This window comes from Streptomyces sp. CNZ287 (assembly GCF_007827615.1).
Map to the genome: position 1 here is coordinate 196328 of NZ_VISV01000011.1, position 26459 is coordinate 222786.

General features: G+C 73.6%; 20 protein-coding genes and 1 pseudogene. 16 read left to right on the plus strand and 5 right to left on the minus strand.

All coding sequences use genetic code 11. From position 1 onward, the window contains the following. The first annotated feature begins 158 nt into the window (after positions 1–158). The 3 genes from FB457_RS21020 to FB457_RS21030 all read left to right on the plus strand — a co-directional run bounded on the left by FB457_RS21020 (position 159) and on the right by FB457_RS21030 (position 3282). Positions 159–944 carry a DUF5819 family protein gene (locus tag FB457_RS21020; protein ID WP_047016833.1) on the plus strand — a complete coding sequence of 262 codons (786 nt, stop codon included), beginning with the start codon at positions 159–161 and terminating at the stop codon, positions 942–944. Next, positions 941–2248, plus strand: a complete 1308-nt coding sequence (locus FB457_RS21025; RefSeq protein WP_173534861.1) for an HTTM domain-containing protein — start codon at positions 941–943, stop codon at positions 2246–2248. Before FB457_RS21020 ends, FB457_RS21025 begins: the two co-directional genes overlap by 4 nt. Before the next feature lie 227 nt (positions 2249–2475). Continuing rightward, on the plus strand, positions 2476–3282 hold the full coding sequence (locus tag FB457_RS21030; RefSeq protein WP_145782808.1) for a TrmH family RNA methyltransferase: 807 nt from the start codon (positions 2476–2478) through the stop codon (positions 3280–3282). A 91-nt stretch (positions 3283–3373) separates the two neighbouring features. Here FB457_RS21030 and FB457_RS21035 read toward each other — a convergent pair whose 3' ends face one another. After that, positions 3374–4771, minus strand: coding sequence for an endonuclease/exonuclease/phosphatase family protein (locus tag FB457_RS21035; RefSeq protein WP_145782810.1), 1398 nt, complete (start codon positions 4769–4771; stop codon positions 3374–3376). Positions 4772–5071: 300 nt separating this feature from the next. On the opposite strand from FB457_RS21035, the gene FB457_RS21040 reads away from it, so the two are divergent. Next, positions 5072–6670: a hypothetical protein gene (locus tag FB457_RS21040; protein WP_047016836.1), complete on the plus strand. Its 1599-nt coding sequence runs from the start codon at positions 5072–5074 to the stop codon at positions 6668–6670. A 156-nt stretch (positions 6671–6826) separates the two neighbouring features. Here the strand turns inward: FB457_RS21040 and paaN are convergent, their stop codons facing one another. Then, positions 6827–8509 carry a phenylacetic acid degradation protein PaaN gene (gene paaN / locus FB457_RS21045; RefSeq protein WP_145782812.1) on the minus strand — a complete coding sequence of 561 codons (1683 nt, stop codon included), beginning with the start codon at positions 8507–8509 and terminating at the stop codon, positions 6827–6829. Positions 8510–8601: 92 nt separating this feature from the next. Here paaN and FB457_RS21050 point away from each other — a divergent pair, with 92 nt between their 5' ends. Next, the gene (locus FB457_RS21050) at positions 8602–9216 is read left to right on the plus strand and encodes a TetR/AcrR family transcriptional regulator (RefSeq protein ID WP_047016838.1); all 615 of its coding nucleotides are present in this window, start codon (positions 8602–8604) and stop codon (positions 9214–9216) included. Between the two features lie 52 nt (positions 9217–9268). Here the strand turns inward: FB457_RS21050 and FB457_RS21055 are convergent, their stop codons facing one another. Continuing rightward, entirely contained in the window at positions 9269–9799 is a 531-nt protein-coding gene (locus tag FB457_RS21055; RefSeq protein WP_145782814.1) for a winged helix-turn-helix transcriptional regulator, read from the minus strand. 161 nt (positions 9800–9960) lie between these two features. Between FB457_RS21055 and pdhA the strand changes: the two genes are divergently transcribed. From pdhA to FB457_RS21100, 10 genes and pseudogenes are all read left to right on the plus strand, one after another. Then, entirely contained in the window at positions 9961–11106 is a 1146-nt protein-coding gene (gene pdhA / locus FB457_RS21060) for a pyruvate dehydrogenase (acetyl-transferring) E1 component subunit alpha (RefSeq protein WP_145782815.1), read from the plus strand. Continuing rightward, on the plus strand, positions 11103–12140 hold the full coding sequence (locus tag FB457_RS21065; RefSeq protein ID WP_047016841.1) for an alpha-ketoacid dehydrogenase subunit beta: 1038 nt from the start codon (positions 11103–11105) through the stop codon (positions 12138–12140). The genes pdhA and FB457_RS21065 overlap by 4 nt, the downstream gene beginning before the upstream one ends. Further along, positions 12140–13675: a dihydrolipoamide acetyltransferase family protein gene (locus FB457_RS21070; RefSeq protein ID WP_145782816.1), complete on the plus strand. Its 1536-nt coding sequence runs from the start codon at positions 12140–12142 to the stop codon at positions 13673–13675. Before FB457_RS21065 ends, FB457_RS21070 begins: the two co-directional genes overlap by 1 nt. Positions 13676–13708: 33 nt before the next feature. Further along, a complete protein-coding gene (locus tag FB457_RS21075; RefSeq protein WP_145782817.1) occupies positions 13709–14623 on the plus strand; it encodes a DUF6457 domain-containing protein in 915 nt (304 codons plus the stop codon). Further along, entirely contained in the window at positions 14620–16644 is a 2025-nt protein-coding gene (locus FB457_RS21080; RefSeq protein ID WP_145782819.1) for a molybdopterin molybdotransferase MoeA, read from the plus strand. The genes FB457_RS21075 and FB457_RS21080 overlap by 4 nt, the downstream gene beginning before the upstream one ends. Continuing rightward, positions 16641–17651: pseudogene (locus FB457_RS21085) on the plus strand (potassium channel family protein); the annotation flags it as partial. The gene FB457_RS21080 and the pseudogene FB457_RS21085, both read left to right, overlap by 4 nt. A gap of 265 nt (positions 17652–17916) precedes the next feature. Further along, a complete protein-coding gene (locus tag FB457_RS21090) occupies positions 17917–18894 on the plus strand; it encodes an NAD(P)H-quinone oxidoreductase (protein WP_047016845.1) in 978 nt (325 codons plus the stop codon). Between the two features lie 101 nt (positions 18895–18995). Continuing rightward, positions 18996–20150: a hypothetical protein gene (locus FB457_RS35320; RefSeq protein ID WP_186462022.1), complete on the plus strand. Its 1155-nt coding sequence runs from the start codon at positions 18996–18998 to the stop codon at positions 20148–20150. A 167-nt stretch (positions 20151–20317) separates the two neighbouring features. Continuing rightward, positions 20318–20899 (plus strand): GNAT family N-acetyltransferase, encoded by a 582-nt coding sequence (locus FB457_RS21095; protein WP_145782821.1) that lies wholly within the window; start codon positions 20318–20320, stop codon positions 20897–20899. 117 nt (positions 20900–21016) lie between these two features. After that, positions 21017–21583 (plus strand): bacterial proteasome activator family protein, encoded by a 567-nt coding sequence (locus FB457_RS21100; RefSeq protein WP_047016848.1) that lies wholly within the window; start codon positions 21017–21019, stop codon positions 21581–21583. Between the two features lie 86 nt (positions 21584–21669). Here FB457_RS21100 and FB457_RS21105 read toward each other — a convergent pair whose 3' ends face one another. Next, positions 21670–23325 carry a protein kinase domain-containing protein gene (locus tag FB457_RS21105; RefSeq protein ID WP_047016849.1) on the minus strand — a complete coding sequence of 552 codons (1656 nt, stop codon included), beginning with the start codon at positions 23323–23325 and terminating at the stop codon, positions 21670–21672. 384 nt (positions 23326–23709) lie between these two features. Between FB457_RS21105 and FB457_RS21110 the strand changes: the two genes are divergently transcribed. Continuing rightward, complete coding sequence (locus tag FB457_RS21110; RefSeq protein ID WP_047016850.1) at positions 23710–25353, plus strand: protein kinase domain-containing protein; 1644 nt, start codon at positions 23710–23712, stop codon at positions 25351–25353. Between the two features lie 82 nt (positions 25354–25435). On the opposite strand, the gene FB457_RS21115 is transcribed toward FB457_RS21110, so the two are convergent. Further along, positions 25436–26128 (minus strand): response regulator, encoded by a 693-nt coding sequence (locus FB457_RS21115; protein ID WP_078898333.1) that lies wholly within the window; start codon positions 26126–26128, stop codon positions 25436–25438. Positions 26129–26459 lie beyond the last annotated feature (331 nt).

A 26459-nucleotide genomic window follows, 5' to 3' on the forward strand; every position in this document is an offset into this window, starting at 1 on the left:
CTCCCGTGCCCTCCCTACCGACCGATCGTTCGGTTCCATGCTCCTTGCCCGGCCTTACCCTGTCAAGGTCGGTTTCTGCGCCCGTACACTGCGCGGAGGCGGTCGGGGTGGGTAGCGTGCCGGTCCTAAGGACCGGAGGAGACGGGAGCCCGGGGGTTATGGAATCGCGCCAGCCGGACGAGAGCCGCGCCGGCATACCCGACGGCGGGGGCGTCACGGGGGCGGAAGCGGCGGCGCAGGCGGAGCCCGCGGAGGGCGGGGCGGCGGCCTCGCCGCGGCCGGTGCTCGGCGTCGCCGGGCTGTCGCCGGTCTCGCGGATCATCGTCGCCCTGGCCATCGCGGTGCTGGTCGGCGTCGTCACCGTGCACCTGGGCGCGGGCTTCCTGCACGTCGCCCCGGCCAACACGCTCAGCAAGAAGCACGACGAGACGATCGACCGCATCGTCTTCCCCGAGTTCGAGCAGAACTGGCGGCTCTTCGCGCCCAACCCGCTGCAGACGAACATCCACGTCGAGGTACGCGCCCAGTTGCGGATGCCCGGCGGCGACACCGAGGAGACCGGCTGGGTCGACCTCACCGCCATGGACCACGAGAACATCAGGGGCAACCCGGCCCCCAGCCACACCGTGCAGAACGAACTGCGCCGCGGCTGGGACTACTGGACCGACACCCACGACGAGGACAACCGCGCCATCTCCGACCGCGCCGACCTCGCCGAGGACTACGTCAAGCGCATCGTGATGCGGCGCCTGGGCCCGGTGCTGAACGAGGGCCGGGTCGAGAAGATCCAGCTCCGGCAGACCAGCCGGCGGATCGCGCCGCCGCCGTGGAGCAGCGAGCAGTGGGACACCGCGCCGGTCTACCGGGAGCTGCCGTGGTGGATCGTCACGGGGGAGGACCTGATGGAGAGCGACCGTGAGGTGTGGGAGGAGAGCGCCCAGTGACCTCGGCACCGCACACACCCCCCACGCCCCCGAAGGTGCCCTCGGCGAGCGAGCTGCGCCGGCGCTTCGAGGACGCCCTCACCCGCGGCCTCGGCCACGTCACGACACGGGCGCTCGGCCCGTACCAGACGGCCGTCGTGCGCATCGGCTTCGCGTTCACCTGGCTCTGCTTCCTGCTGCGCGAACTGCCGCACCGGCACGAGCTGTACGGTCCCGACGGGCCGTGGAGCTACGACCTCGGCAAGCGGCTGATCAGCCAGACCGACGCGTTCACGCTGCTGATGTGGTCGCGCAGCGAGTTCTGGTTCGAGATCGTCTACCTGCTGGCCATCGCCGCCAGCGTGATGCTGCTGCTGGGGTGGCGGACGCGGACGGCGTCCGTGCTGTTCATGATCGGCGTGCTGTCGCTCCAGAACCGCAGCATCTTCATGGGCGACGGCGGCGACAACGTCATCCACCTCATGGCCACGTACCTGGTGATCACGCGCTGCGGCCAGGTGTGGTCGCTCGACGCGCGGCGCGCGCGGCGGCAGGCGGCGCTCGGCACGGCCGCTCCGGCGCGGGACCGGGTCGGGACGGTGCTGTGGGCGGTGACCGGAGCCGCGCTGGCCGCCGCGACCGTGCTGGGGCATCTGACCTGGGGCTGGGCGCTGATCTTCTGGGGGCTGTGGGTCGCGCACGCGGTGTGGTGGGCGGTGCGGCGCGCCAGGTCCGCCGAGCCGCGGACGGTCTGCGACGTGCTGGCGAACCTCGCGCACAACGCCGGGCTGCTCGTGATCATGGCCCAGGTCTGCTTCATCTACGCGACCGCCGGCTGGTACAAGGTCCAGGGCACCCGCTGGCAGGACGGCACCGCCGTCTACTACCCGCTCAAGCTGGACTACTTCACGCCCTGGCCGGGGCTCGCGGACATGATGGCGGGCAACGGGGCCGTGATCATGCTGCTCGGCTACGGCACCGTCATCGTGCAGGTCGCCTTCCCGTTCACGCTCTTCAACCGCCGGCTGAAGAACGTGCTGCTGACCGTCATGATCATCGACCACGCGTCGATCGCCGTGATCATGGGGCTGCCGTTCTTCTCGGCGGCGATGATCTCGGCGGACCTGGTCTTCCTGCCGACGATCTTCCTGGTGTGGACGGGCGCCAAGGTCACGGGGCTGAAGAACCTGCTCCTCGGCAGGGTGCCGGGCACGGCCCCGCCGGACAAGCACCCGCCGCAGCGGCCCGAGGCCGAACGGCCGGACCCCGGGATCCCGGCCCAGGCGGGCTCCCCGGAAGCGCACGCGGACGCCGGCCGGGCCTGAGGGCCGCGGAGGTACGCGGACGCGCGCGGACCGGGACGCGGGCCTCGGGGTGGGCAGGCCCGGCCCGGACACGGCGGGCGCGGGCGTGGACACGGCGCCCGGGCGCGGCTCCCTGACGCGGTACGGACTCGACGTGGCCACGGCCTCCGTACGCGCCCGCCCCGCGGGCCCGTACGGGGCCCCAGACCGCCGGACGGGCGACGGGCCGGGACGCGTAGGCTCGGCGCATGAGCGGAGACGTCGTACGGCAGTGGCGCGAGGCCGCCGCGGACGACCGCGCCGTGCTGCTCGACGGCTTCCACGCCCTCAAGCACGCCCTGCGCTTCGGCGCCCGGGTCCGGATCGCCGTCACCGCCTCCCGCGCCGACGCCCGCGCGCTCGCCGGTGAACTGGCCCCCGACCTCGCCGACCGCCTCGACTCCCTGCTCGCCGAGGTGCCCGACCGGGAGCTGCGCGAGCTGGTGCCCCGGCGGCACCCCACCGGCATCGCCGCGCTGGCCGACCGGCCGGAACCGGCCGCCGTCCGCGCCGCGCTGCGCGCGCCCCGCTCCGCGCCGGTCGTCGTCCTCGACAACCCGCGCAACCTCGGCAACGTCGGAGCCGTCGTCCGCCTCGCCGCCGGCATGGGCGCCACCGGCGTCGTCACCACCGGCGACGCCGACCCCTGGCACCCCCACGCCGTCCGGGGCGCCGCCGGGCTGCACTACGCCACCGCCGTCGCCCGCCTCCCGCTCGGCGACCTCCCCGACGCCGCCCCCGGCCCGCTCTACGCCCTCGACCCCGCCGGCGACGACCTGCGCACCCTGCGCCTGCCGCCCGGCGCACTCCTCGCCTTCGGCTCCGAACGGCACGGCATCTCCCCGGCCCTGCGCACACGCGCGGACCGGCTCGTCTCGCTCCCGATGCGCCCGCAGGTCTCCAGCTACAACCTGGCCACCAGCGTCGCCATGACCCTCTACCACTGGTCCCAGACCGACGGCCCGGACACCGGGGACGGCCCCGGAGTCCCGGCTCAGACATCTGGGAGCACGTAACCGGGCGGTGAGCCGTGCCTCGACCTTGGTGCCCACGGCCGGGCCGAACGCCCAGATTCGGCCCGGCTTCCCCCGCTAGCTCACCGAACCCCTACTCGTCCGTGGCAGCCAGCCTTTCGCTGGTGCGCTCTTCTACGTCCGCGTAGGAGTCTTCCGTGCCCGGCTGCTCTCCGGCACCACTGATGTCGTCGCTCTGGCCGACATCGGTGTCGTATGCGTCATCGGGCTCTGCTTCCTCGACGTCTCCGGGCTTTCGCTTCCTCAACTCGTCGCGGGGGGTTTCCGCCCTGTCTTCCAACGGCATCGCGGCCCAAGCGAAGTAGTCGTAACTGGAGATGAGGTTGTTGTCGGGGCCAGGTTGCAGGAAGCTACCCAGGTCAGGAGATTGAATCGTACTGTCTGTCACAGTCCAGTGCTGGTCGTGGTTTCCGGGGTCACAGGGCTGCATCGTGGTATCCCGGAAAGAGTGACGCTGGATGCATGCGTCCCCGATGGCCAGCAGGTACTGCTCGGGATCGGCGGTGAACAGCAGTTGCACCTGGAAGTCAGGGCCTCCCTTCGGGTACGGCCCGTACGGCAGTAGTGACGGGTTGCCGCGGGCCATGGCCAGATCAGGCTGCTGGGCCGAGACGAATCGGTACGTGTGACCCGAGAGCGGCTGCTGACAGCGCAGATCGCGTTTGCGGCAGTCGTTGACGTTGTACTTCAGCCAGAAGTGGTCGGAGTTCACGCCCTCCCGGTTCAGGCGCATCGACTGGTTGGTGGGCTGCCCCGTGTAGATCCAGTCGAGTTGGTTCTCGCTTTGATGCGTGGGCGCGTCGGCAGCAAGGACGTGGTCCTGCAAGCTACGCGGGAGCCTGGAAGGGTGGCGGTTGAAGTCTCCCGGGAACATCCAGTTCTGGTCGGGGACTCCTCGACGCTGCATGTACTGCCGGGCGGTCTCGATCATGTCTTCGGCGTCGTTGGGCGCATCGGGCCCGTTGGACCTGGCATGACCGGTGAAGTACCAGTAATCGCCCAGCCGAATACCCATGATGGGCCTGGAATCGAACCTTGAATGGACGGGAAGCTGTACGGCCTCGTCCGCCTGTAGTCGCGTGACAAAGGCCAAGCCGTTTCGCTGTTGACCAGGGTCCGCCCAGTAGATGTGCACGATGTGCGGTCTGGATTCGGTGCCCATCTGATAGATGTGCTCGGTTACCCCCGTGTCTGCGAACCTCGGGTCACCCTGCGTCCACCCTGCCGTGTCCGGTGGTGCGCTGCCCGCTTCCTGGAGTGCCAGGACATCGGTCTCAGCCATCCGTGTCCGGATGGCGTTTGTCCAGCGGGATTCCGGAGTGCCCGGCTCTCCTTCGGTTCCCTGGAACTGGCCGTGCATGTTGTACGAGCTGAACGACTGAGGGTCGCCGTAGTTCACGGCCTCCGCCTCCGTGGCGGTCATCGTGACGTTCGTGACCAGTCCTGCCAGCGTGACCACGAGGGCGGCCACGGCGGTGATCCACCGCCGCTGAGGGTCCCTTGTCGTCACATGGTTGTGTCTCGTCAATGATCCGTTCCTCTCGTTTCGACGCCGCGCCACGCTGCTCAGGGCACTGCCTACCGCTGCAAGCCGCCCGTGGCGGTGCGGAGCTGCCGTACCAGCAGGGGCCTTGTGCGCGCATGGCGAGCACGTGGACACGAAGCCTGCCGAGTGATCTGATTGTCCGTCGGCTCGTCGGGGAAAAGACCAGGTGGCCAGCGCGCTGACTGGATAAAATCCTGGTCAGATCCGGACAACCTCGGGGAGATCGTGGGGCGAGAACGCCAGTTCAAGGGCACGGACGCGGAGATCGCCTTAGCCCGCTTCCTGTGTGATATCACCGAAAGCCTCGGGCTCGACACCGTGAAGAAGGCTGCAGGGCACTTTCCCCACATCGGGAGCCGCTCGACGTGGGCGGAGTACCTCAACGGGGCGAAGCGGATTCCCCAACCGGTCCTGCGCGACGTACTCCAAGAGCTGCGCCGGATGCGGCCGGACAAGTGGAGCGGGCGCCTCCTGGTCGAGGCGAACGCGCTGTGGAAGGCCGCTGCCGAGGGCACCCCACCACCACAGGACAGCTCCAGCAGCGAGTTGGTCAGCCTCTACCGTCGGCTCACCGAGACCACGGAAGCCCTGTACAAGGCCCAGTCGGTCGCGATGAACAGCGAGAGCGTCATCCGGCTGCTGCTCCAGTTCGCCGGATGGCAGGAGAGAAGGGTCGCGGACCTCGCCCACGAGGTCGAGCAGTTGCGGGAGAGGGAACGCGCGCAGGCCGCGCGAAGCCTGGACCGGGCGCGGTTCCGTCTCTCCCGTGTCCAGGCCGAACTGGAGCGGGCGCGCAGCGACCGCTATACCGCCGAGCAGGCGCAGACGACGCTCATGCGGGAACAACAGGAGATCTACCGGGACTTCGAGCAGCTTCAGCAAGCCGCGTCCGACCCGGACATCGAGCCGACGCTCCTGCCGGAACGCGCGCCCGAGCCGCAGATGTCGGACGAGGAGATCGACCGCAGAATGGACGAGCAGCTCGACCTCATCGGCACCGACCGCGAACAGCGCGGAGTGATGCTCTCCGAGGTACTTGAGCAATCGGGTCTGGACCCCGAGACGGAGGAAGACGGCCCCCGCATCCTTCGTGGCACCGTCGTCACCGAGCACACCCCGGCGCAGGGCCCCGCCCCTCTGCCGGCCCGGTCCGAGGCCGTTCAGGAATTGTCCAGGACAATGTCTGACGGCCCTCCCACCGGCAACGAGACCTTCGCCCACGGTCCGTCTGCACCGTCCGGGCAGTGGAGAACCCGGCGCAAGCTCGCCTTCGGTGGTCTGGCGATCGCCCTCGTCGGCGCCGCTGTTCTCGTTGCCTACGCTGTCCAGGGTGGCGACGCCGCCGGCCCCGGGGGAGGCGACGCGACGAGCGCTGCCCAACGATGCCTTGCCCGGCCCGGATCGTGGAAGCTCAAGCAGATGACGGAAGAGCCGCACGATGCCCACAGTGTCAATATCAGCTTCACCGGATCGAGCGTATTCACGTTCCATGCGGATGGCACTGGGACCAGGGTTGATCAGGCCCTGAAGACAACAACGAGCTATGAAGAAATCGAGGAGAATACAGCCCCCTGGGCGCCCATTCATGGAAAACAGAACGGTACCATCGCGTTCCGGTACGGCATCAAAGAAGACGAGACCGGTCTGATGGTTACCTTCATCCAGAAGAAAGGAAAGATCACCCAGTATACAAACGGCGACGGCGTCGACCCGTCCCGCAGCAACCTCAAGCTCTCCGACGGCTTCTTCTCCTGCGCTGACGACGTCCTCACCATCAGCTGGGGCGGCGTGGGAGGACGGTCGGACACCTACACGCTGTCGTGACGGGCCCGTGCTCCTGTCTCGGACGGTATTCGGCCACTCCGGCACGACCGGGACCGTCCCCCGCCGACCGGAGAAGCCCGCGGCGGCGAAGTCCTGACCACTACGTGCGTGTGGTGTCCAAGCGGGGAATCCGGGGCCTGAACGACCGCAGTAGCGCTACGCGGGGCGGCGGACCTCCACCATCCGGAAGCGGTTCGCCACGAACGCGCCGTCCGTCAGCGCCGCGCTCGCAGCCGGGTTGCCGCCCGAGCCGTGGAAGTCGGAGAAGGCCGCGGTCTGGTTCACATACACCCCGCCGGTGAGGTTGAAGGACAACTGAGCCGGCTCCTCCAGGCACGCCTCCTCGATCTGGCGCTCCACCTCCGTCGACGTCGTGTACGCCCCGACCGTCATGGCGCCCTTCTCGCGGATCGTGCGCCGCAGCAGCTCCACCGCGTCGCCCGTCGAGTCGACCGCGACCGCGAACGACACCGGGCCGAAGCACTCTTCCATATACGCCGCCTCGGCCTCCGGCTTCGCGCCGTCGAGCTTGACGATCACCGGCGTGCGCACCGTGGCCCCGGGGAACTCCGGGTGGACCACCGCCCGGGTGGCCAGGGCGACTTCGCCGAGCCCCGGGGCCGCCTCCAGCCGCTCCCTCACCCCCGGGTTGACGATCGCGCCGAGCAGCGCCGCCGCCCGCTCGTCGTCGCCGAGGAGCTTGTCGACCGCGGCGGCGAGGCCGGCGACCACCTCGTCGTACGACTTGCGGCCCTGGTCGGTGTCGATGCCGTCGCGGGGGATCAGCAGGTTCTGCGGGGTGGTGCACATCTGGCCGCTGTAGAGCGAGAGGGAGAAGGCGAGGTTGGCGAGCATGCCGCGGTAGTCGTCGGTGGAGTCGACCACGACCGTGTTGACCCCGGCCTTCTCCGTGTAGACCTGCGCCTGGCGGGCGTTCTCCTCCAGCCACTCGCCGAAGGCGGACGAGCCGGTGTAGTCCACGATCCTGATCTCGGGGTGCAGCGCCAGCGACTTGGCCACGCCCTCGCCGTCCCGCTCGGCGGTGAGGCACACCAGGTTCGGGTCGAAGCCGGCCTCCGCCAGCACCTCGCGGGCGGCCTGCACGGTCAGAGCCAGCGGCAGCACGGCCCGCGGGTGCGGCTTGACTAGCACCGCGTTCCCCGTCGCCAGGGAGGCGAAGAGGCCGGGATAGCCGTTCCACGTCGGGAACGTGTTGCACCCCACGAGCAGCGCGACGCCGCGCGGCACGGCCGTGAAGGTCTTGCGCAGGTGCAGCGGGTCCCGCTTGCCCTGCGGCTTGGACCACTCGGCGACCAGCGGCGTGCGGCTCTGCTCCGCATACGCGTACGCGACGGCCTCCAGGCCGCGGTCCTGCGCGTGCGGCCCGCCGGCCTGGAACGCCATCATGAACGCCTGGCCCGACGTGTGCATCACCGCGTGCGCGAACTCGTGGGTGCGGGCGCTGATCCGGGCCAGGATCTCCAGGCAGACCAGCGCCCGCAGCTCGGGCCCGGCCTGACGCCACGCCCCCGTCGCCGCCCGCATCACGGGCAGCAGCACGTCGGGGTCCGCGTGCGGATACGTGATCCCCAGCTCCAGCCCGAACGGCGAGACCTCGTCCCCCGCCCAGCCGTCCGTGCCGGGCTGGCTGAGGTCGATACGGGTGCCGCGCAGCGCCTCGAAGGCCGCCTGGCCGTCCGCGGGCGCGCTCTCGCCGTACGCCTTCGGGTGCTCGGGGTGCGGCGACCAGAAGGCGCGGGTGCGGATCGCGTCCAGCGCCTGGTCCAGGATCGGGCGGTGCTTCTCGGCGAGCGCGTCGGGCGTGAGGGGGGCGGGCATGCGGAACCAACTCCTCGTCGAGCTGGGCGGAAAACGGGCTTCGCGGCTAGAGTAACCGAATGATCGGTCGGGGCAAGAGAGGCTGTGGATAAGTGGCCGAGAGCAGGCGGACAGGCGCGCAGAGCGGCGCGAAACGGGACACGTACACCCCTGAGACGCTGCTCGCCGTGGCCGTCGAGGTCTTCCTGGAGCGGGGCTACGACGGCACCTCGATGGAACACCTCTCGCGCGCCGCGGGCATCTCCAAGTCCTCGATATACCACCACGTGCGCGGCAAGGAGGAACTGCTGCACCGGGCGGTCAGCCGGGCGCTCGACGGCCTCTTCGGCGTCCTCGACGAGCCCGCGGCGCGCACCGGCCGGGCGGTGGACCGGCTGGAGGCCGTGGCCCGGGGCACGACCGCGGTGCTGATGGCGGAGCTGCCGTACGTGACGCTGCTGCTGCGCGTGCGCGGCAACACCGAGACGGAGCGCTGGGCGATGGAGCGCCGGCGCGAGTTCGACGCCCGGGTGGCGGCGCTGCTCAAGGAGGCGGTGGCGGACGGCGACCTCCGCGCCGACGTGGACGTCCGGCTGGCCACGCGACTGCTCTTCGGCATGATCAACTCGATCGCGGAGTGGTACCGCCCGCGCGCGGGCAACGCGCACGACGACGCCGAGGTCACGGCGGCCGTGGTGACGCTTGCCTTCGCGGGCCTGCGGACCTGACGGCGGACGGCCCGGCGGGTCCGCCGCCCCGGGCGGGGCTCCGGGTGCGTACTCAGCTCAGCAGGTCGTTCTGCACGTCCGTCTCCTCGAAGACCAGCAGCGTGCGCGTCGACAGCACCTCCGGGATCGACTGGATCCGGGTCAGCACCAGGTCGCGCAGCGCGCGGTTGTCCTCCGTGTGTACCAGCAGCAGCACGTCGAAGTCCCCGCCGACGAGCGCGATGTGCGCCGCGCCCGGCAGTTGTTCGAGCTGGCGGCGGGCGGTGCGCCAGGTGTTCTGGACGATCTTCAGCGTGATGTACGCGGAGGTCCCCTGCCCCGCCCGCTCCTGGTCGATACGGGCGGCGAAGCCGCGGATCACGCCGTCGTCGATGAGGCGGTTGATCCGGGCGTAGGCGTTGGCGCGGGAGACGTGGACCTGCTCGGCCACGGAGCGTACGGAGGCGCGGCCGTCGGCGCGCAGGATGCGGACGATCTCGCGGTCGACGGAGTCCAGGCGGCGGGCCGGCGGGCGCGGCGCGGGCACCGCCGGGGCGGGCGCGGGCAGGTCAGGGGTGTCGCCTGCCAACTGTTCTTCCGCCATGCCGTACCGCCTCCCCTGTCTGGACGACCTGCTGGTATTGGAAGCTGTGCAGAACCGTTTGTCCACAGGCTGGGGTTCCCTGTAGCCAAAATGTGCCGTCAACCGAACAATCGGTAGGGAGTGCATGAGGACTCAGCCACGCCCACAAGGAGGTGGACGTCATGACGGTTCTTGAGCAGCCCGGCCGCGCCTACCAACCGGCGCCCCCGCCGGCCTGGAAGCCGCGTACGGAAGCGGCCCCCCTGCTGCCCGACCCCGAGCCGTACCGCGTGCTCGGCACCTCCGCCGCGGAGAAAAGCGACGCCGGACTGCTCCGCGAGCTGTACGGCGCGCTGGTCACCGGCCGGCGGTACAACGAACAGGCCACCACCCTCACCAAGCAGGGCCGCCTGGCCGTCTACCCGTCCACGACCGGCCAGGAAGCCTGCCAGGTCGCCGCCGCCCGTGCCCTGCGCCCGCAGGACTGGCTCTTCCCCAGCTACCGGGACACGCTCGCGGCCGTCGCCCGCGGCCTCGACCCCGTGCAGGCCCTCACCCTGCTCCGCGGCGACTGGCACACCGGGTACGACCCCGCGGAGCACCGCATCGCCCCGCTGTGCACCCCCCTCGCCACCCAGCTCCCGCACGCGGTCGGCCTCGCCCGCGCCGCGCAGCTCAAGGGTGACGACGTGGTCGCCCTCGCCATGGTCGGCGACGGCGGCACCAGCGAGGGCGACTTTCACGAGGCGCTGAACTTCGCCGCCGTCTGGCGCGCCCCCGTGGTCTTCCTCGTGCAGAACAACGGCTTCGCGATCTCCGTCCCCCTCGCCAAGCAGACCGCCGCCCCCTCCCTCGCCCACAAGGCCGTGGGGTACGGGATGCCGGGCCGCCTCGTCGACGGCAATGACGTGGTCGCCGCGTACGAGGTCCTCGCCGAGGCCGTCGAGCGGGCCAGGGGCGGCGGCGGCCCGACGCTGGTCGAGGCCGTCACGTACCGGATGGACGCGCACACCAACGCCGACGACGCCACGCGGTACCGCACGGACAGCGAGGTCGAGCCCTGGCGGGCGCACGACCCCATCGCGCTGCTGGAGGCCGAGCTGGCAGGCCGCGGGCTGCTCGACGAGGCGGGCGCCGCAGCGGCCCGCGCGGCGGCGGAGGAGCTGGCGGCGGGCATGCGCGAGCGGCTGCACGCCGACGCCGAGCTGGACCCGATGGACCTCTTCGCGCACGTCTACACCGAGCCGACCCCGCAGCTCCGCGCGGAGGAGAGCATGCTCCGCGCAGAGCTGGAGGCGGACCTCCAGGCGGAGGAGGGCGAGCGATGACGACGACGGCCGTCGCCGGCACCGCAGCCGGACGCAAGCCCGCCACCATGGCGCAGGCCCTCACCCGCGCGATGCGCGACGCCATGGCAGCCGACCCCGCGGTCCACGTCATGGGCGAGGACGTCGGGCAGCTCGGCGGCGTCTTCCGCATCACCCAGGGCCTGGCGGAGGAGTTCGGCGAGGATCGCTGCGCGGACACCCCGCTGGCCGAGGCCGGCATCCTCGGCACGGCGGTGGGGATGGCGATGTACGGGCTGCGGCCCGTGGTGGAGATGCAGTTCGACGCCTTCGGGTACCCGGCGTTCGAGCAGCTCGTCAGCCACGTCTCCCGGATGCGCAACCGGACCCGGGGGGCCACCCCGATGCCGCTGACCATCCGTGTCCCGTACGGCGGCGGCATCGGCGGCGTCGAGCACCACGGCGACTCCTCCGAGGCGTACTACATGGCCACCCCCGGGCTGCACGTGGTGACGCCCGGCACCGTCGCCGACGCCTACGGGCTGCTGCGCGCGGCCATCGCCTCCGACGACCCCGTGGTCTTCATGGAGCCCAAGCGGCTCTACTGGTCGAAGGCCGCCTGGGACCCGGACCGTCCCGAGGAGGTGCCCGGCATCGGCCGCGCGGTGGTGCGCCGGCCGGGCACGACGGCGACGCTCGTGACGTACGGGCCGTCGGTGCCGGTCTGCCTGGAGGCCGCCGAGGCCGCGCGGGAGGAGGGCTGGGACCTGGAGGTCGTCGACCTGCGCTCCCTGGTGCCGTTCGACGAGGAGACGGTGACCGCGTCCGTACGGCGCACGGGCCGGGCCGTCGTCGTCCACGAGTCGCCCGGCTTCGCCGGCCCCGGCGGTGAGATCGCCGCCCGCATCGGCGAGCGGTGCTTCCACTACCTGGAGGCGCCCGTGCTGCGCGTCGCCGGCCTCGACATCCCGTACCCGCCGCCGATGCTGGAGAAGCACCACCTGCCGGGCGTGGACCGCGTGCTGGACGCGGTGTCGCGGCTGCAGTGGGAGGCCGAGTGGACGGAGGGCGGCTGATGCCGGAGGTCCGCGAGTTCGCGCTGCCCGACCTGGGGGAGGGCCTGACGGAGGCGGAGATCGTCACCTGGCTGGTGGACGTGGGCGACGTCATCGCCGTCGACCAGCCGGTGGTGGAGGTGGAGACGGCCAAGGCGATGGTCGAGGTGCCGTGCCCCTACGGGGGCGTGGTCACCGCCCGCCACGGCGACCCGGGCACGGAGGTGCCGGTGGGGTCCGTGCTGGTCACGGTGGCGGTGGAGGCCGGCACCGGGCCCGGGCCCGGGCCTGGGTCCGGGTCCGGTGGCGGATACCGGGACCGGATCGAGGACAGGATCCGCAGCGCCGGTGCGGCGGACGGCGGCCCGGCGGGCGCGGACGACGGCGCGGTGGCCGACGCGCGGGCCGCGGCGGAGTTCGCCGGGGAGGAGACGGGCGGCTCGGGAAACGTCCTCGTCGGCTACGGCACGAGCGCCGGCGGTGCGCGCAGGCGGCGGCGGAGCGCCGGTGCCGGGCGAACCGCCCTCGGCGGCGGCCCGGTCCGTCCCGGAGCGGGCGCGCCGGCACCGCGGGGCGCGAAGGCGCCCGCGGTCCCGGCGGACGGGCCGGTGGCGGTCATCTCGCCGCTGGTGCGGCGGATCGCCCGGGAGTCCGGCCTCGACCTGCGCGCGATCACCGGCAGTGGGCCGCACGGGCTGATCCTGCGCGCCGACGTCGAGGCCGCGGTACGGGCCGGAACGCCCGCGGGGCGCGGTGCCGCCGCGGCTGCGGGACGTACGGCCGTCGATGACGGGGCAGCCGTTGCCGGGGCCAGTACCGCCGGTCCCGGGAAGGCCGGGGCCGTGGCCCCGGGTGGTGGGCTCGCCGAGGGCGAGCGGGTGCCGCTGCGGGGAGTGCGCGGGGCCATCGCCGACAAGCTGTCGCGCAGCCGCCGGGAGATCCCCGACGTCACGTGCTGGGTGGACGCCGACGCGACGGAACTGCTCGATGCCCGGCGGGCGATGAACGCCGCGGCGGGGGACCGCCCCGCGGTGTCGCTGCTCGCGCTGCTGGGCCGTGTCTGCACCGCCGCGCTCGCGCGCTACCCCGAGTTGAACTCCACGGTGCAAGGCCGGGAGATAGTCCGGCTGCCCGCCGTCCACCTCGGGTTCGCCGCGCAGACGGACCGCGGGCTCGTCGTCCCGGTCGTACGCGACGCGCACGCGCTCTCCGCCGAGCGCCTCTCCGCGGAGATGGCGCGGCTGACGGAGGCGGCACGGGCCGGCACGCTGACGCCCGCGGAGCTGACCGGCGGCACGTTCACCCTGAACAACTACGGAGTCTTCGGCGTCGACGGCTCGACCCCGATCCTCAACCACCCCGAGGCGGGCATGCTCGGCGTGGGGCGGATCGCGGAGAAGCCGTGGGTGTACGGCGGCGAGTTGGCGGTACGGCGCGTGGTGGAGCTGTCGTTCACGTTCGACCACCGGGTGTGCGACGGCGGCACGGCGGGCGGCTTCCTGCGGTACGTGGCCGACTGCGTCGAGCATCCCGCGGTGCTGCTCAGGGCGCTCTAGCGGAACGGCGCGCGGCGGGTAGGGTCCCGTGCCATGGAGGAGTCCGGTGGTACGGGGTCCGGGGCGGCGCACGCGGGTGCGGGCGCCGGGGCGGCCGGGGCGTACGCCGCCGTCGTGCTCGCCGGAGGCGCCGCACGGCGGCTCGGCGGGGTCGACAAGATGGCCCTGCGCGTCGGCGGGCGAACCCTGCTGGACCGGGTGTTGCGCGCGTGCCGCGGCGCCGGGCAGACCGTCGTCGTGGGGCCCCGGCGCCCCACGGTCCGGCCGGTGACGTGGACCCGCGAGGCGCCGCCCGGCGGCGGCCCCGTCGCCGCGCTGGCCGCCGCGCTGCCGTTCACCTCCGCCGGCACCGTCGTGCTGCTCTCCGCCGACCTGCCGTTCCTGGACGACGGCACGGTCCGTACCCTCCGCGCAGCGCTCGCGGCGGCCGGCGACGGCGTGGACGGGGCGATGCTCGTGGACGGCACCGGGCGCGACCAGCCGCTGGTCGCGGCATACCGGAGCGAGTCGCTGCGGCGCGGCCTCGCGCTGCTGGCCGTCGAGTACGGAGGGGTCGCCGGGCTGCCGCTACGGCTGCTCACCGGGGAGCTGACGCTCGTCCGGTCGGCATCCGGTGCCACGTTCGACTGCGACACCTGGGAAGATCTGGCCACGGCCAGGGACCGGATCAGGGAGCATGGGCACGTGCTGGATGAATGGCTCGCAGCGGTCAAGGAAGAACTCGGTCTCGACACCGAGGTGGACACCCGCGTCCTGCTCGACCTCGCGCGCGACGCCGCGCACGGAGTGGCGCGCCCCGCGGCGCCGTTGACGACGTTCCTCGTCGGCTACGCGGCGGGGCGGGCCGGCGGCGGCCCCGAGGCGGTCGCGGAAGCGGCGCGCAAGGTCACGGCGCTGACGGAGCGGTGGGCGGAGGAGGCGGCCGAGGAGGGCCGGTCGGGCACATGACGTCTGGTCGGCGGGGCGAGCGGCGCACCCCGGGGGCGGGCGCCGGAGGCGGCAGCGGGAACGGGAGCGACGGCGAAACCGGGGCCCGCGGCGACGAGTTCGCGGACGCGCTGGCGCTGGCGAACGACCGCCGCGACCTGGCCGCCGCCTACGGCGACGCCTTCACCCTCGCCGACCCCCCGCCGCCCGAGGCTCCCGCCGGCCGCGTCCGGCCGGGTACGTCCCGGGAGGGGGCGCGCACGGACGAGTTCGGCGACGCCCTGGCGTTCACGGACCGGAACGGCACGGAGGGCGCTGCCGCGCGCGGTGCCGGTGCACGTGCGGACCGTGGCGCCCGGGGGCGCGGGGACGCTTTCGCCGCGCCTTCGGCGCGTACGGGTCCGGGGCCCCGCGCCGAGGGGCGCAGCAGTGGTCGCGGGGCGCGTGACGGATCGGACCGTGACCCCCGGGAACGCGCGGGCGGCTCCGCCCCGACTCCTCCCCGTACGGGCCCGGGGCGGCGCCCCGACGGGCGTGCGGGCTCCGACGGCGCCGGTGCGCCCGCGGCGCGTACCGGATCGGGGCGCGGCGGGGATCCGCTGGACGTCGCCCTCGGGCTCGCCGGGCGCGCCCGGCGGGAGCCGGGCGACCCGCGCGGACTGTCCTGGGACGCCGCCCGCCGGGTGGCCGTGCGGTCCGGGCGGCGGCTGGGTGCCGTCGCGGTGCCGGTGGCCGGGGCGTACGGGCAGGTGCTCGCGGAACCGCTCAGGGCGCTCGCCGACTTGCCCCCCTTCGACACCTCCGCCATGGACGGCTACGCCGTCGCGGGGCCGGGCCCCTGGCGGCTCGACGCCTCCGGCCAGGGCATCCTCGCCGGCCACGCCGCCCACCCCGCGCTGCCCGACGGCCACGCCGTCCGCATCGCGACCGGCGCCCGCGTCCCGCCCGGCGCCACCGGCGTCCTCCGCTCCGAGCACGCCGAACTCCGCGACGACGGCAGCCTCTACGCCACCGGGGCCACCGTCGCCCAGGACGTCCGCACCGGCCAGGACATCCGCCCCCGCGGCCAGGAGTGCCGCGCGGGCGCCGAGTTGCTGCCCGCCGGCGCGCGCGTCACCCCCGCCGTCCTCGGGCTCGCCGCCGCCGCGGGCCACGACGAGCTGCGCGTCGTCCGAAGCCCCCGCGTCGAGATCCTCGTCCTCGGCGCCGAGTTGCTGCACCGCGGCCTGCCCCGCGAGGGCCGGATCCGCGACGCGCTCGGCCCGATGCTGGAGCCGTGGCTGCGCGCGTGCGGCGCCGAGCCGTTCGTCACCCGGCGCCTGGGTGACGACGCGGAGCTGCTGTACGAGGCCGTCGCCACGTCCACCGCGGACGTCGTCGTCACCACCGGCGGCACCGCCGCGGGCCCGGTCGACCACGTCCACGGCACCCTGCGCCGCCTCAAGGCGGACCTGGTCGTCGACGGCGTCGCGGTACGGCCGGGGCACCCGATGCTGCTCGCGGTGCTGCCCACCGGCGCCCACGTCGTGGGGCTGCCCGGCAACCCGCTGGCGGCGGTCTCCGGGCTCCTCACGCTCGCCGAGCCGCTGGTGCGCGTGCTCGGCGGCGCGCCCGTGCCGGAGTCGCCGGAGGCGGTGCTCATCGCGGACGTGAAGGGGCACCCGACGGACACCCGGCTGGTGCCGGTCGCCCTGGAGCACGGCGCACACGCACCCGCGGCGCACCGGCCCGCGCGTACCGAGCGCCCCGCGCCCACCGCACCCGCCGCGCAGATCCCGCCCCCGGGCGCCCAGCGTCCGGCACGTACCCCCGCGGGCGGCGCCCACGCCGCGCCCGTCCGCGCCGCGGCCTCCGGCGCCCCCTACCCCGCCGCGCGCCCCCTGCACTTCACGGGGCCCGCCATGCTCCGCGGCCTCGCCGTCGCCGACGCCCTCGCCGTCGTCCCGCCCGGCGGCGCCCCCGCCGGCACCCCCGTACGCGTCCTCCGCCTCCCCTGGGCCGCCGCCCCCCCGGCCGCGACCACCCCGGCAGGCCCCGCGTGAAATACCCCGACCAACGCGTCGCCCTCCCCCGCCGCCCCCGCGCCCCGCTGCGTCAGGTCGGCGGCCGCATACTGGCCGCGCTCTTCGTCCTCGCCCTCGCGATCTTCGTCGTCTACCTCGGCCGCGACGGCTACCACGACAACGCCGGCGGCAAGGTCGGCCTGCTGGACGCCGCGTACTACGCGACCGTCTCGCTCTCCACCACCGGCTACGGCGACATCGTCCCCGCCACCCCGGGCACCCGGCTCACCACGGTCCTCGTGGTGACCCCGCTGCGCGTGCTCTTCCTGATCATCCTCGTCGGCACCACCCTTGAGGTGCTCACCGAGCGCACCCGCCAGCAGTGGCGGCTCGATCGCTGGAGGTCCACGTTGCGCGATCACACCGTCATCGTCGGCTACGGCACGAAGGGCCGCTCCGCGCTGCAGACGCTGCGCGCGAAGGGGCTCGACAAGAGCCAGGTCGTGATCATCGACCCGAGCAGCAAGGTCATCGAGGCGGCCAACGCCGACGGCTTCGCCGGCGTCGTCGGCGACGCGACGCGCTCCGCCGTGCTGCTGCGCGCCGAGGGGCAGCGGGCCGCGCAGTTCGTGGTCTCGCCGCAGCGCGACGACACGGCGGTGCTGGTGACGCTGACGGTCCGGCAGTTGAACCCGCGGGCCAAGATCGTGACGGCGGTGCGGGAGGAGGAGAACGCCCCGCTGCTGCGCCAGTCCGGCGCGGACGCGGTGATCACCAGCTCCAGCGCGGCGGGCCGGCTCCTCGGCCTGTCGGTGCTGAGCCCCAGCGCGGGCACGGTGCTGGAGGACCTGATCGTGCAGGGCTCGGGGCTGGATCTCATCGAGCGCCCGGCGACCAAGGCGGAGTCGGGCCTCCACCCGCGCGAGACCGACGACCTGGTGGTGGCGGTCAAGCGCGGGCACCGGCTGATGGCGTACGACGATCCGGACGTCGGCCGGCTGGAGATGACGGACCGTCTGATCACCATCAGCCGGGCCGCGGGACCTGCGACGACGCCGGAGAAGGAGCGCGTAGTCACCCGCGAGGGTGGCTGGGACCTGGGCGGGCGCCGGGACCGCGGCTACCGGGACTACGAGGACACCCGCGACCCCCGCGGCGCCAGGGGCTACGGCGCGCACGGGGAGTTGGGCGGCGTGGACCGGGGCCGCGACCGCGACCGCGACCGGGACCGCGGCCGGAACCGGAACGGCGACCGCGGTCCGGGGGAGGACGGGGGCGGCACGGACGACGCGGAGTAGTAGCGTCCACTCCATGCATGCCATCACCATCTCAGAGCCAGGCGGCCCCGATTCGCTCGTCTGGGCCGAGGTCCCCGACCCCGTGCCGGCGGAAGGCGAAGTGCTGATCGAGGTGGCTGCCGCCGGCGTGAACCGCGCAGACGTGCTGCAGCGCCAGGGGTTCTACGAGCCGCCCGCCGGGGCATCCCCGTACCCGGGACTGGAGTGCGCAGGCCGGATCGCCGCGCTCGGCGCCGGCGTGGCCGGCTGGCAGGTCGGCGACGAGGTGTGCGCGCTGCTCGCCGGCGGCGGGTACGCGGAGCTGGTCGCGGTGCCCGCCGGGCAACTGCTGCCCGTACCGCGCGGGCACGACGCCGTGACCGCCGCCGCACTGCCCGAAGTGGCGTGCACGGTCTGGTCGAACGTGTTCATGATCGCGCATCTGCGCCCGGGCGAGACGCTGCTCGTGCACGGCGGCGGCAGCGGCATCGGCACGATGGCGGTGCAACTGGCCAAGGCGGTCGGCGCCCGGGTGGCGGTGACGGCGGGCAGCGTGGAGAAGCTGGAGTACTGCCGCGAGCTGGGCGCGGACGTGCTGATCAACTACCGCGAGCAGGACTTCGTCAAGGAGGTACGGGCCGCCACGGGGGGCGCGGGCGCCGACGTGATCCTGGACATCGTCGGGGCCGCGTATCTGGCGCAGAACGTGAAGGCGCTGGCGGTCAACGGCCGGATCGCGGTGATCGGGCTGCAGGGCGGCGCGAAGGGGGAGCTGAACCTCGGGGCGCTGCTGGCCAAGCGCGGGGCGATCACGGCGACCTCGCTGCGGGGGCGGCCGCCGGGCGAGAAGGCGGCGATCGTGGCGGCGGTACGGGAGCACGTGTGGCCACTGGTGGAGGCGGACCGGGTGCGGCCGATCGTGGACCGGACGCTGCCGGTGCAGCAGGCGGGGGAGGCGCATCGGGTGATGGAGTCGAGCGCGCACGTGGGGAAGCTGCTGCTGACGACGTGAGGGACGGGCGGTGCGCCGTGCGGCGTAGTCCCGAATGTCGGCTTTGTTAGCTTATGTGACTCTGGTTACGTCAGCACTGCCGGCACGGAAGGGTCCCCGCCGTGGCTGCTCCCGCACGTCGCCTGCGCCCCGCGGCCGGGATGGTGGCGGTGGCGCTGTGGCAGGGGGTCGTGGCGGGGCAGGGGGTCGCGTACGGGGTGAGCGAGGCGGCGCCGACCGGAACCCGGCACGAGACGCCCCGGGCCGTCACGGCGGCGCAGCCCGCCCGTCTCGCCGGCCCTCCGGCGAGCGCTGCGGCCCTCCGCGGCCCCGCCGCACCGCCGCGGTACGCCGACTCCGCGGCCGGCCGCCCCGGCGCTACGGACGGACGGCCCCGCGCGGCAGACGGCAGCCCCGGGCCCGTAGCCGGGCGCTCCCGCGGCGCAGCCGCCCGGCCCCGCGCGACCGGCCTCCGACCGCGCGTCACGGACGACCGACCGGGGTCCGCAGCCGACCGGCCCGGCTCCGCAGCCGGCCAGTCCCTTGTCGCGGACGCCGTCCGCGGCACCGCGGCGCGTCCTCCCGACGCGGACGCCGACGGCGAACCCGACCGCCCCCGCCGCCCCGGCGGCCTCGCCGGCAACGGCGCCGGCGAAGGACGCCGCCACCCCGGTCACCCCCACCCCGGTGCACCCCCCGGCGACATCACCGCGCCAGCCCGCCCCGAGCGCCCTGACCGCCCCGAGCGCCCTGACCGCCCCGAGCGCCCCGAGCGTCCCGACCGCCCGGACCGTCCCGACCGCCCCGGGCCCTCCGGCGAAGACCGCACCGCCCGCCCCGACTCCTCGGCACCGCACCAGGGCCGTCCGGACCGCCCGCCGCGCTCCGACCGCTCCCCCGCGCTCACGCCCACCCCCCACGGCAAACGCCGCGACGCCGACCTGCCCCGCGCCGAACGCGACCGCCCCCGCAGCCCTCGCCCCCGCGCCTCCGCCCCCGGCGCCCGCCGGGCGGACCCGGACCACCCGCACGCCCGCCCGGTACCTCCCCGCGCCCCCGGCCCGTACCGCAGCAGCAACCCCCCGGTCCCCGGCACCGACCGCACCCCCGACCCGGCGCAGAGCCTCACCTTCGTCCCGGACGCCCAGGCCGACGCCGACGAACGAGTCCCGCGGCGCGGCTCCGGCACGGCGGACCGCGTCCTGCCCCTCGGTACGGGCATGACCCTCGTCGGCCTGGGCCTGGCGTACTTCGCCCTCCGTCTCCGCCGCCGCTGAGCCCGCAGCGCGACTACGCTGCCCGCATGGACCCGGCGAAACCCACGAACGCCCAGGCCAACGCAGCCGGCGCGGATTCCCCGGCCCCGCCCCGCCTCCGCGCCCGGCCACCCGGCGACGCCGGTGACCCGGGCGTTGTCAGCGCAGGCGAATACCCTGGGGCGGGCGTGAGGGTGACTGGTGCCGCGAGTGCCGCGGAGGAACTCACCCTCCTCACCGCCCCCGCCCTCGCCGCCACCCCCCGCCTCCCCGCCGCCTTCCCCGCCGCCGCTCACCGGCTCCTCGCCGACCTCGTCCGCGGCGGTGCCGCGCTCGGCTGGGTCGAGCCGCCGTCCGCAGCCGACGTGGCCGCGCTCCTCGACGACGTGTCCGCCGCCGCCCGCGCGGGCGACGCCGCGCTGCGTGCCGCGTACCTCGGCGACCGGCTCCTCGGCGTCGGCTACTGGCTCCGCTACGCCCGCCCCACCCACCGCCCGCACGCCGACCTGGAGAAGCTCGCGGTGGCCGCCGAGGCGCACGGCCGCGGGGTCGGCCGGGCGCTGGCCGCCGCGCTCGTCGCCGACGCGCGGGCCGCCGGGATCGAGGTGCTGACCCTCGACGCCCGCGGCGACAACGACGCCGCCCTGCGCCTGTACCGCTCGCTGGGCTTCACGGAGTACGGCAGGCTGCCCGGGTTCGTGGCCGTCGGGGAGCGCCGCTACGACAAGGTCTTCCACATGCTGGACCTCCGCCGTCCGCCGCACGGCTAGCCCGGTGGCGCGCCCGGCCCTCCGACCAGTGACCGCACCCGACCGGGCCCCGTCCGCCCCTCCGCCGCCCAGGATCCCGATACCCCCGGCGCCCGGCTCGTGCGCGACAATGGCCCTATGAATACTCCGAGCAACGAGCGCCCGCCCGAGACCCCCCAGGTGGTGGTGGTCGGACCCGACGGCATGGCACGCGGGACCGTCGCGCCGGGCGACGGCGGCGCGGACGAGGAGGGCCGTGAGATCCCGCTGACCGACAAGGTCGAGCAGCCGGCGAAGGTCATGCGCATCGGCAGCATGATCAAGCAGTTGCTGGAGGAGGTGCGGGCCGCGCCCCTGGACGAGGCGAGCCGCGCCCGGCTGAAGGAGATCCACTCCAGTTCCGTGAAGGAGCTGGAGGACGGCCTCGCGCCCGACCTGATCGACGAGCTGGAGCGGCTGACGCTGCCGTTCACCGACGAGACCGTGCCCACGGAGGCGGAGCTGCGCATCGCGCAGGCGCAGTTGGTCGGCTGGCTCGAAGGGCTCTTCCACGGCATCCAGACGACGCTGTTCGCCCAGCAGATGGCCGCGCGGGCGCAGTTGGAGCAGATGCGCCGGGCGCTGCCGCCCGGCGGCGGCCTCGGCGGCGACGACCAGGGCGAGATGGGTCCCGAGCACGGGCGCACCGGCGGCCCGTACCTCTGACGCGTGAGTCCCGGCCTCCACACGGCACCGGGCCGGTCCGTACCGCGGTACGGACCGGCCCGTAGTCCTGTGCGGGACGGGGTGCCCTACTGCTTGTACCCCGTCGCGATGACCAGCTCCAGCTTGTCCTTCGACGGGTCGAAGTAGTCGTCGTACTCGTCGAAGTTCTGCTCCAGCACGGTGTCCTTGCCCCACAGCTCGTCGGGCTCCTCGTCCACCTCGTACGACCACTGCGCGGCGCGCAGGCACTCGCGCACCGACTGGTAGTCCTTGAAGGTGAAGTCCGGCACCCGGACCAGCTTCTCGTTCTGGGGGTCGGTCATCGGCTCCGTGCAGCGGGTCTTGTCGATCGTGCGGGAGCGGTCCGGCGGGATCATCTCGTTGTCGCCCTTGCCGCCGGCGTCGCCCTCGCCGCCGCTGTCGTCCCCGGTGCCGGCGGTCGGGTCGGAGTTGGGCTGCTCCGTCTGGCCGGTCGGCTTGGCCTCGGGGTCGCCGTCGTCGCCGCCGTTGAGTACGAGGATGATGGCGGTGGCCGCGATCACCACCATGGCGATGACGACGGTCAGCCCTATGACCGCGGCGTTCCGGTTCCCCTTGCCACCGCCGTGACCCCCGCCCGGCCCGCCCTGCGGGCTGAGCGAGTACGGCTGGGGCGTCGCGTACCCGCCGTGCGGCTGCTGCTGCTGAGGCTGCGGCGGGCCGAAGCCCTGCTGCTGCATCGGCTGGTACGGGGTGGGGGCGCCGGGCGGCGGCGAGTGGTACGGGTTGACCGGCGGGAAGACCGCCGAGCCGATCCCCGCGCCCGAGTCGCGCGCGTGCGCCCCCGCGACGACGGACGGCATGGCGCCCGGCGGCGTCATGCCGCCCGCCCGGCGCACCTCCTCGCGCATCTCCTCGGCGCTGCGGAACCGCTCGTCGGGGTTCTTGGCCAGCGCCCGCGCCACCAGCGCGTCGACCACCGGCGGCACCGTCATGTTGATCGACGACGGCGCCGGCGGCGGCTCCTGCACGTGCGCGTACGCGATGGCCAGCGGCGAGTCGGCGTCGAACGGCAGCCGGCCGGTCAGCAGCTCGAAGAGCATCACGCCCACCGAATACAGGTCGGAGCGGGCGTCGACGCCGCGGCCCAGGGCCTGTTCAGGCGAGAGGTACTGCGGGGTGCCGACGACCATGCCGGTCTGCGTCATCGACGTGACGCCCGACTGCACGGCGCGGGCGATGCCGAAGTCCATCACCTTCACCTGCTCGCGGCGCGTCATCATGACGTTCCCCGGCTTGATGTCGCGGTGGACGAGCCCCATCTCGTGGCTGGCGTCGAGCGCGGCCAGCACGTCCGAGACGATCCGCAGCGCCTTCTCCGTGGGCATCGCGCCGAACTGGGCCACGTCCTCGTCGAGCACCGAGCGCAGCGGGCGGCCCTCGACGTACTCCATGACGATGTACGGCACGGGCCCGCCGCCGTCGCCCGCGAAGCGGTCCTCGCCCGTGTCGAAGACGGAGACGACGTTCTGGTGCGACAGCCGGGCGACGGCCTGGGCCTCGCGGCGGAAGCGCTCGCGGAAGGAGTCCTCGCGGCCCAGCTCGGTGTGGAGCGTCTTCACCGCGACCTGGCGGTCGAGGACGGTGTCGTGGGCGAGGTGGACGGAGGCCATGCCGCCCGTGCCCAGCAGGTCGAGCAGCCGGTAGCGGCCGCCCCCCACGGATCGGCCGGCGTAGTCGTCCTGGCCGCCGTATTCGGTCATGCTGGATCTCCCCCGGGTGCCTGCCTGATGCAGAAAGTCTGCCTCAGGCAGAGGAGAGGTCAAGCGGGTTGCCCGTTCCGTGACCACCTGCCCCCTTGCGACGTCCCTTTGCACCCCCTTTACCCACCGCGTCCCCCCGGCGCGTCCCCCGCCGCTTCACCCACGCTTCACCCACCGCGCACCGCCGCCCCTCCCGCCCCGCGGACCGCGCGCCCCTCCCCACCACCGGCCCCGTCCGGGATTTGCGTACGGACCCCCGGACCCGGTTGCATGTTCCGTTCAGCGGGATCCGGTGTCAGGGGCAGGAGGTAGCGTTCCCCGTAACCGGACGGACGACGGAACCACGACGAGACGACGACGAGACCAAACCACCGCGAGGAACTGATGTCACAGACGGAGCCCCCCGAGGAGCCGTCGGCGAACGGGCCGGGCCGCGGCGGTATGGCTGACTCTCCCGAGAACTGGGGGGTCGGCGGGCTCGTCGGGGACGGGCGCTACCGGCTCACCCGCCGCCTCGGCCGCGGCGGCATGGCCGAGGTCTTCGCCGCGGAGGACGTGCGCCTGGGCCGCGAGGTCGCGGTCAAGCTGCTCCGCAGCGACCTGGCCGAGGACCCGGTGTCCAAGGCCCGCTTCACGCGCGAGGCGCAGTCGGTCGCGGGCCTGAACCACCACGCGGTCGTCGCGGTGTACGACTCGGGGGAGGACCAGGTCGCCGGCAGCACCGTGCCGTACATCGTCATGGAGCTGGTCGAGGGCCGGACGATCAAGGAGCTGCTCACCGGCGCCGAGATCCCGCCGCCCGACCAGGCGCTGCTGATCATCTCGGGCGTGCTGGAGGCGCTGGCGTACAGCCACCAGCACAGCATCGTCCACCGCGACATCAAGCCGGCGAACGTCATCATCACCACCACCGGCGCGGTGAAGGTGATGGACTTCGGCATCGCCCGCGCGCTGCACGGCGCGGCCTCCACCATGACGCAGACCGGCATGGTCATGGGCACGCCGCAGTACCTCTCCCCCGAGCAGGCGCTCGGCCGGGCCGTCGACACCCGCTCCGACCTCTACGCGGTCGGCTGCCTGCTGTACGAGCTGCTGACCGGCCGCCCGCCGTTCATCGGCGAGACCCCGCTGGCCGTGGTCTACCAGCACGCGCAGGACAACGCCGTGCCGCCGTCCCAGATCAGCGAGGACGCGCCGCCGGAGCTGGACGGCCTGGTGATGCGGGCGCTGGCCAAGGAGCCCGAGGACCGCTTCCAGACCGCCGACGAGATGCTCGGCCTCCTGCAGTACGCGCTGCGCATGCTGCGCGACGTCGGCCCGCACACCGGCACGTGGGACACCGGCGCCGTCGCCGTCGGCGGTACGCCGCCGATGGGCACCCCGGCCGTCGGCGCCACCGCGGCCACCGCGGCGCTCGCCTCCGCGGGCGGCGACACCCCGCCGCGGATGCTGCGGCCCAGCGGCCCGGACGACGGCGGCTTCGACCCCGGCCCGCGCCGGGCGGGCCGCGGGCGCGGCCGGATGTGGGCGATCGCGGCGCTGGCGGTGGTCGCCATAGTGCTGGGCGTGGCCTTCGCGCTGAGCGGCGGGGACGACGAGAACAAGAAGCAGGCGCCGCCGACGCCGACGAAGCAGGAGCAGAGTCCGACGAAGGACAAGGAGAAGGAGGAGGACTCGCCCTCGCCCACGGAGGAAGAGCCGACGTACCACGACGACGAGCCGACGTGGGAGGAGACCTCCGAGCCTCCGCCCACCACCTCGCCGACGGACAGCCCGACCGGCACCGGCAGCCCCACGGGATCGCCCAGCGAGCCGACCGACGACGTCGGCGGCAGCACGAGCGAGGGCAGCGGCGGTACGACCGAGAGCGGCGGCAGCACGACGGGCGAGACCACCGGGGAGACGACCGGCGAGACCACGGGCGAGACCACCGGGGAGACGACGGGCGAGGTCGAGGGCGGCGAGATCGGCGGCGAGGTCGTCGACGGGGGCCAGGCCAACGGCGGCGCGGCCGGCACCGAAGGCTGAACACCGAAGGCTGAGCACCAAAGGCCGAGGGGAGGGGCAGCCGCCCCTCCCGGTCACGGCCGGGGCGTCGCCGCCTCCGGCCCTACTCCTCCCGGGGCCTGTCCCGGTCGCCGCTGCCGCCCTGTTCCGCCTGGCGGCGGGCGACGTAGGCCGCCGCCTGCGACCTGCGCTCCATGTTCAGCTTCGACAGCAGGCTGGACACGTAGTTCTTGATCGTCTTCTCGGCCAGGTGCAGCCGCTCGCCGATGGCCCGGTTCGTCAGCCCCTCGCCGATCAGGTCGAGGATCCGGCGCTCCTGGTCCGTCAGCCCGGCCAGCCGCTCGTCCTCCCGGCCGCGCCCGCCGGCGCGCAGCCGCTCCAGCACCCGCGCCGTTGCCACCGGGTCGAGCAGCGACTTGCCGGCCGCCACGTCCCGTACGGCGGTGAGCAGCTCGTTGCCGCGGATGGCCTTCAGCACGTACCCGGACGCGCCCGCCATGATCGCGTCGAAGAGGGCCTCGTCGTCGGCGAACGAGGTGAGCATGAGGCACTTGATGCTCTCGTCCCGGGAGCGGATCTCGCGGCAGACCTCGACGCCGCTGCCGTCGGGCAGCCGGACGTCGAGCACGGCCACGTCGGGCCGGACCGCGGGGATGCGGACCAGCGCGTCGGCAGCGGTGCCGGCCTCGCCGACGACCTCGATGTCCGGCTCGGCCTGAAGCATCTCGTGTACCCCCCGACGGACCACTTCGTGGTCATCGAGTAGGAATACGGTGATTTTTCCATCTATGGCCACTGTCCCAGTCTCACATACCGGGTCTTCCCGCGCTCAGGGCCGCCGGGATAACGTGCCAGTGTCCCGGCAGCCTGCGAGGCTGTGACCAGTGGACCTGATGCCGACGAGGCGAGCCGGCTCCTGCGTTACTAGGAAATCAAAGCAAAACCGCAGGTCAGGACCGCTTCGCGAAGCAGCGGACCACTGTGTAACGTGCCTGCCAGTGGGAAGGATGCCGGGCGCCTGTCACCCCCGTCCCCATCGGTGCACCCACCCCGTGCACGTATGGGAATCGGGTGAGCCGCCCTCCGCTGCCGCGGGGGACCGAAGGCCACCGGCGATCCCGGGGGCC

Excerpts from the sequence above, each read along its gene's own strand:
- FB457_RS21070 (WP_145782816.1), top strand. The coding sequence starts at position 12,140 with ATGCCGGAGGTCCGCGAGTTCGCGCTGCCCGACCTGGGGGAGGGCCTG.
- FB457_RS21110 (WP_047016850.1), top strand. The coding sequence starts at position 23,710 with ATGTCACAGACGGAGCCCCCCGAGGAGCCGTCGGCGAACGGGCCGGGC.
- FB457_RS21100 (WP_047016848.1), top strand. The coding sequence starts at position 21,017 with ATGAATACTCCGAGCAACGAGCGCCCGCCCGAGACCCCCCAGGTGGTG.
- pdhA (WP_145782815.1), top strand. The coding sequence starts at position 9,961 with ATGACGGTTCTTGAGCAGCCCGGCCGCGCCTACCAACCGGCGCCCCCG.
- FB457_RS21090 (WP_047016845.1), top strand. The coding sequence starts at position 17,917 with ATGCATGCCATCACCATCTCAGAGCCAGGCGGCCCCGATTCGCTCGTC.
- FB457_RS21065 (WP_047016841.1), top strand. The coding sequence starts at position 11,103 with ATGACGACGACGGCCGTCGCCGGCACCGCAGCCGGACGCAAGCCCGCC.
- FB457_RS21020 (WP_047016833.1), top strand. The coding sequence starts at position 159 with ATGGAATCGCGCCAGCCGGACGAGAGCCGCGCCGGCATACCCGACGGC.
- FB457_RS21080 (WP_145782819.1), top strand. The coding sequence starts at position 14,620 with ATGACGTCTGGTCGGCGGGGCGAGCGGCGCACCCCGGGGGCGGGCGCC.
- FB457_RS21030 (WP_145782808.1), top strand. The coding sequence starts at position 2,476 with ATGAGCGGAGACGTCGTACGGCAGTGGCGCGAGGCCGCCGCGGACGAC.
- FB457_RS21055 (WP_145782814.1), bottom strand. The coding sequence starts at position 9,799 with ATGGCGGAAGAACAGTTGGCAGGCGACACCCCTGACCTGCCCGCGCCC.
- paaN (WP_145782812.1), bottom strand. The coding sequence starts at position 8,509 with ATGCCCGCCCCCCTCACGCCCGACGCGCTCGCCGAGAAGCACCGCCCG.
- FB457_RS21105 (WP_047016849.1), bottom strand. The coding sequence starts at position 23,325 with ATGACCGAATACGGCGGCCAGGACGACTACGCCGGCCGATCCGTGGGG.
- FB457_RS21075 (WP_145782817.1), top strand. The coding sequence starts at position 13,709 with ATGGAGGAGTCCGGTGGTACGGGGTCCGGGGCGGCGCACGCGGGTGCG.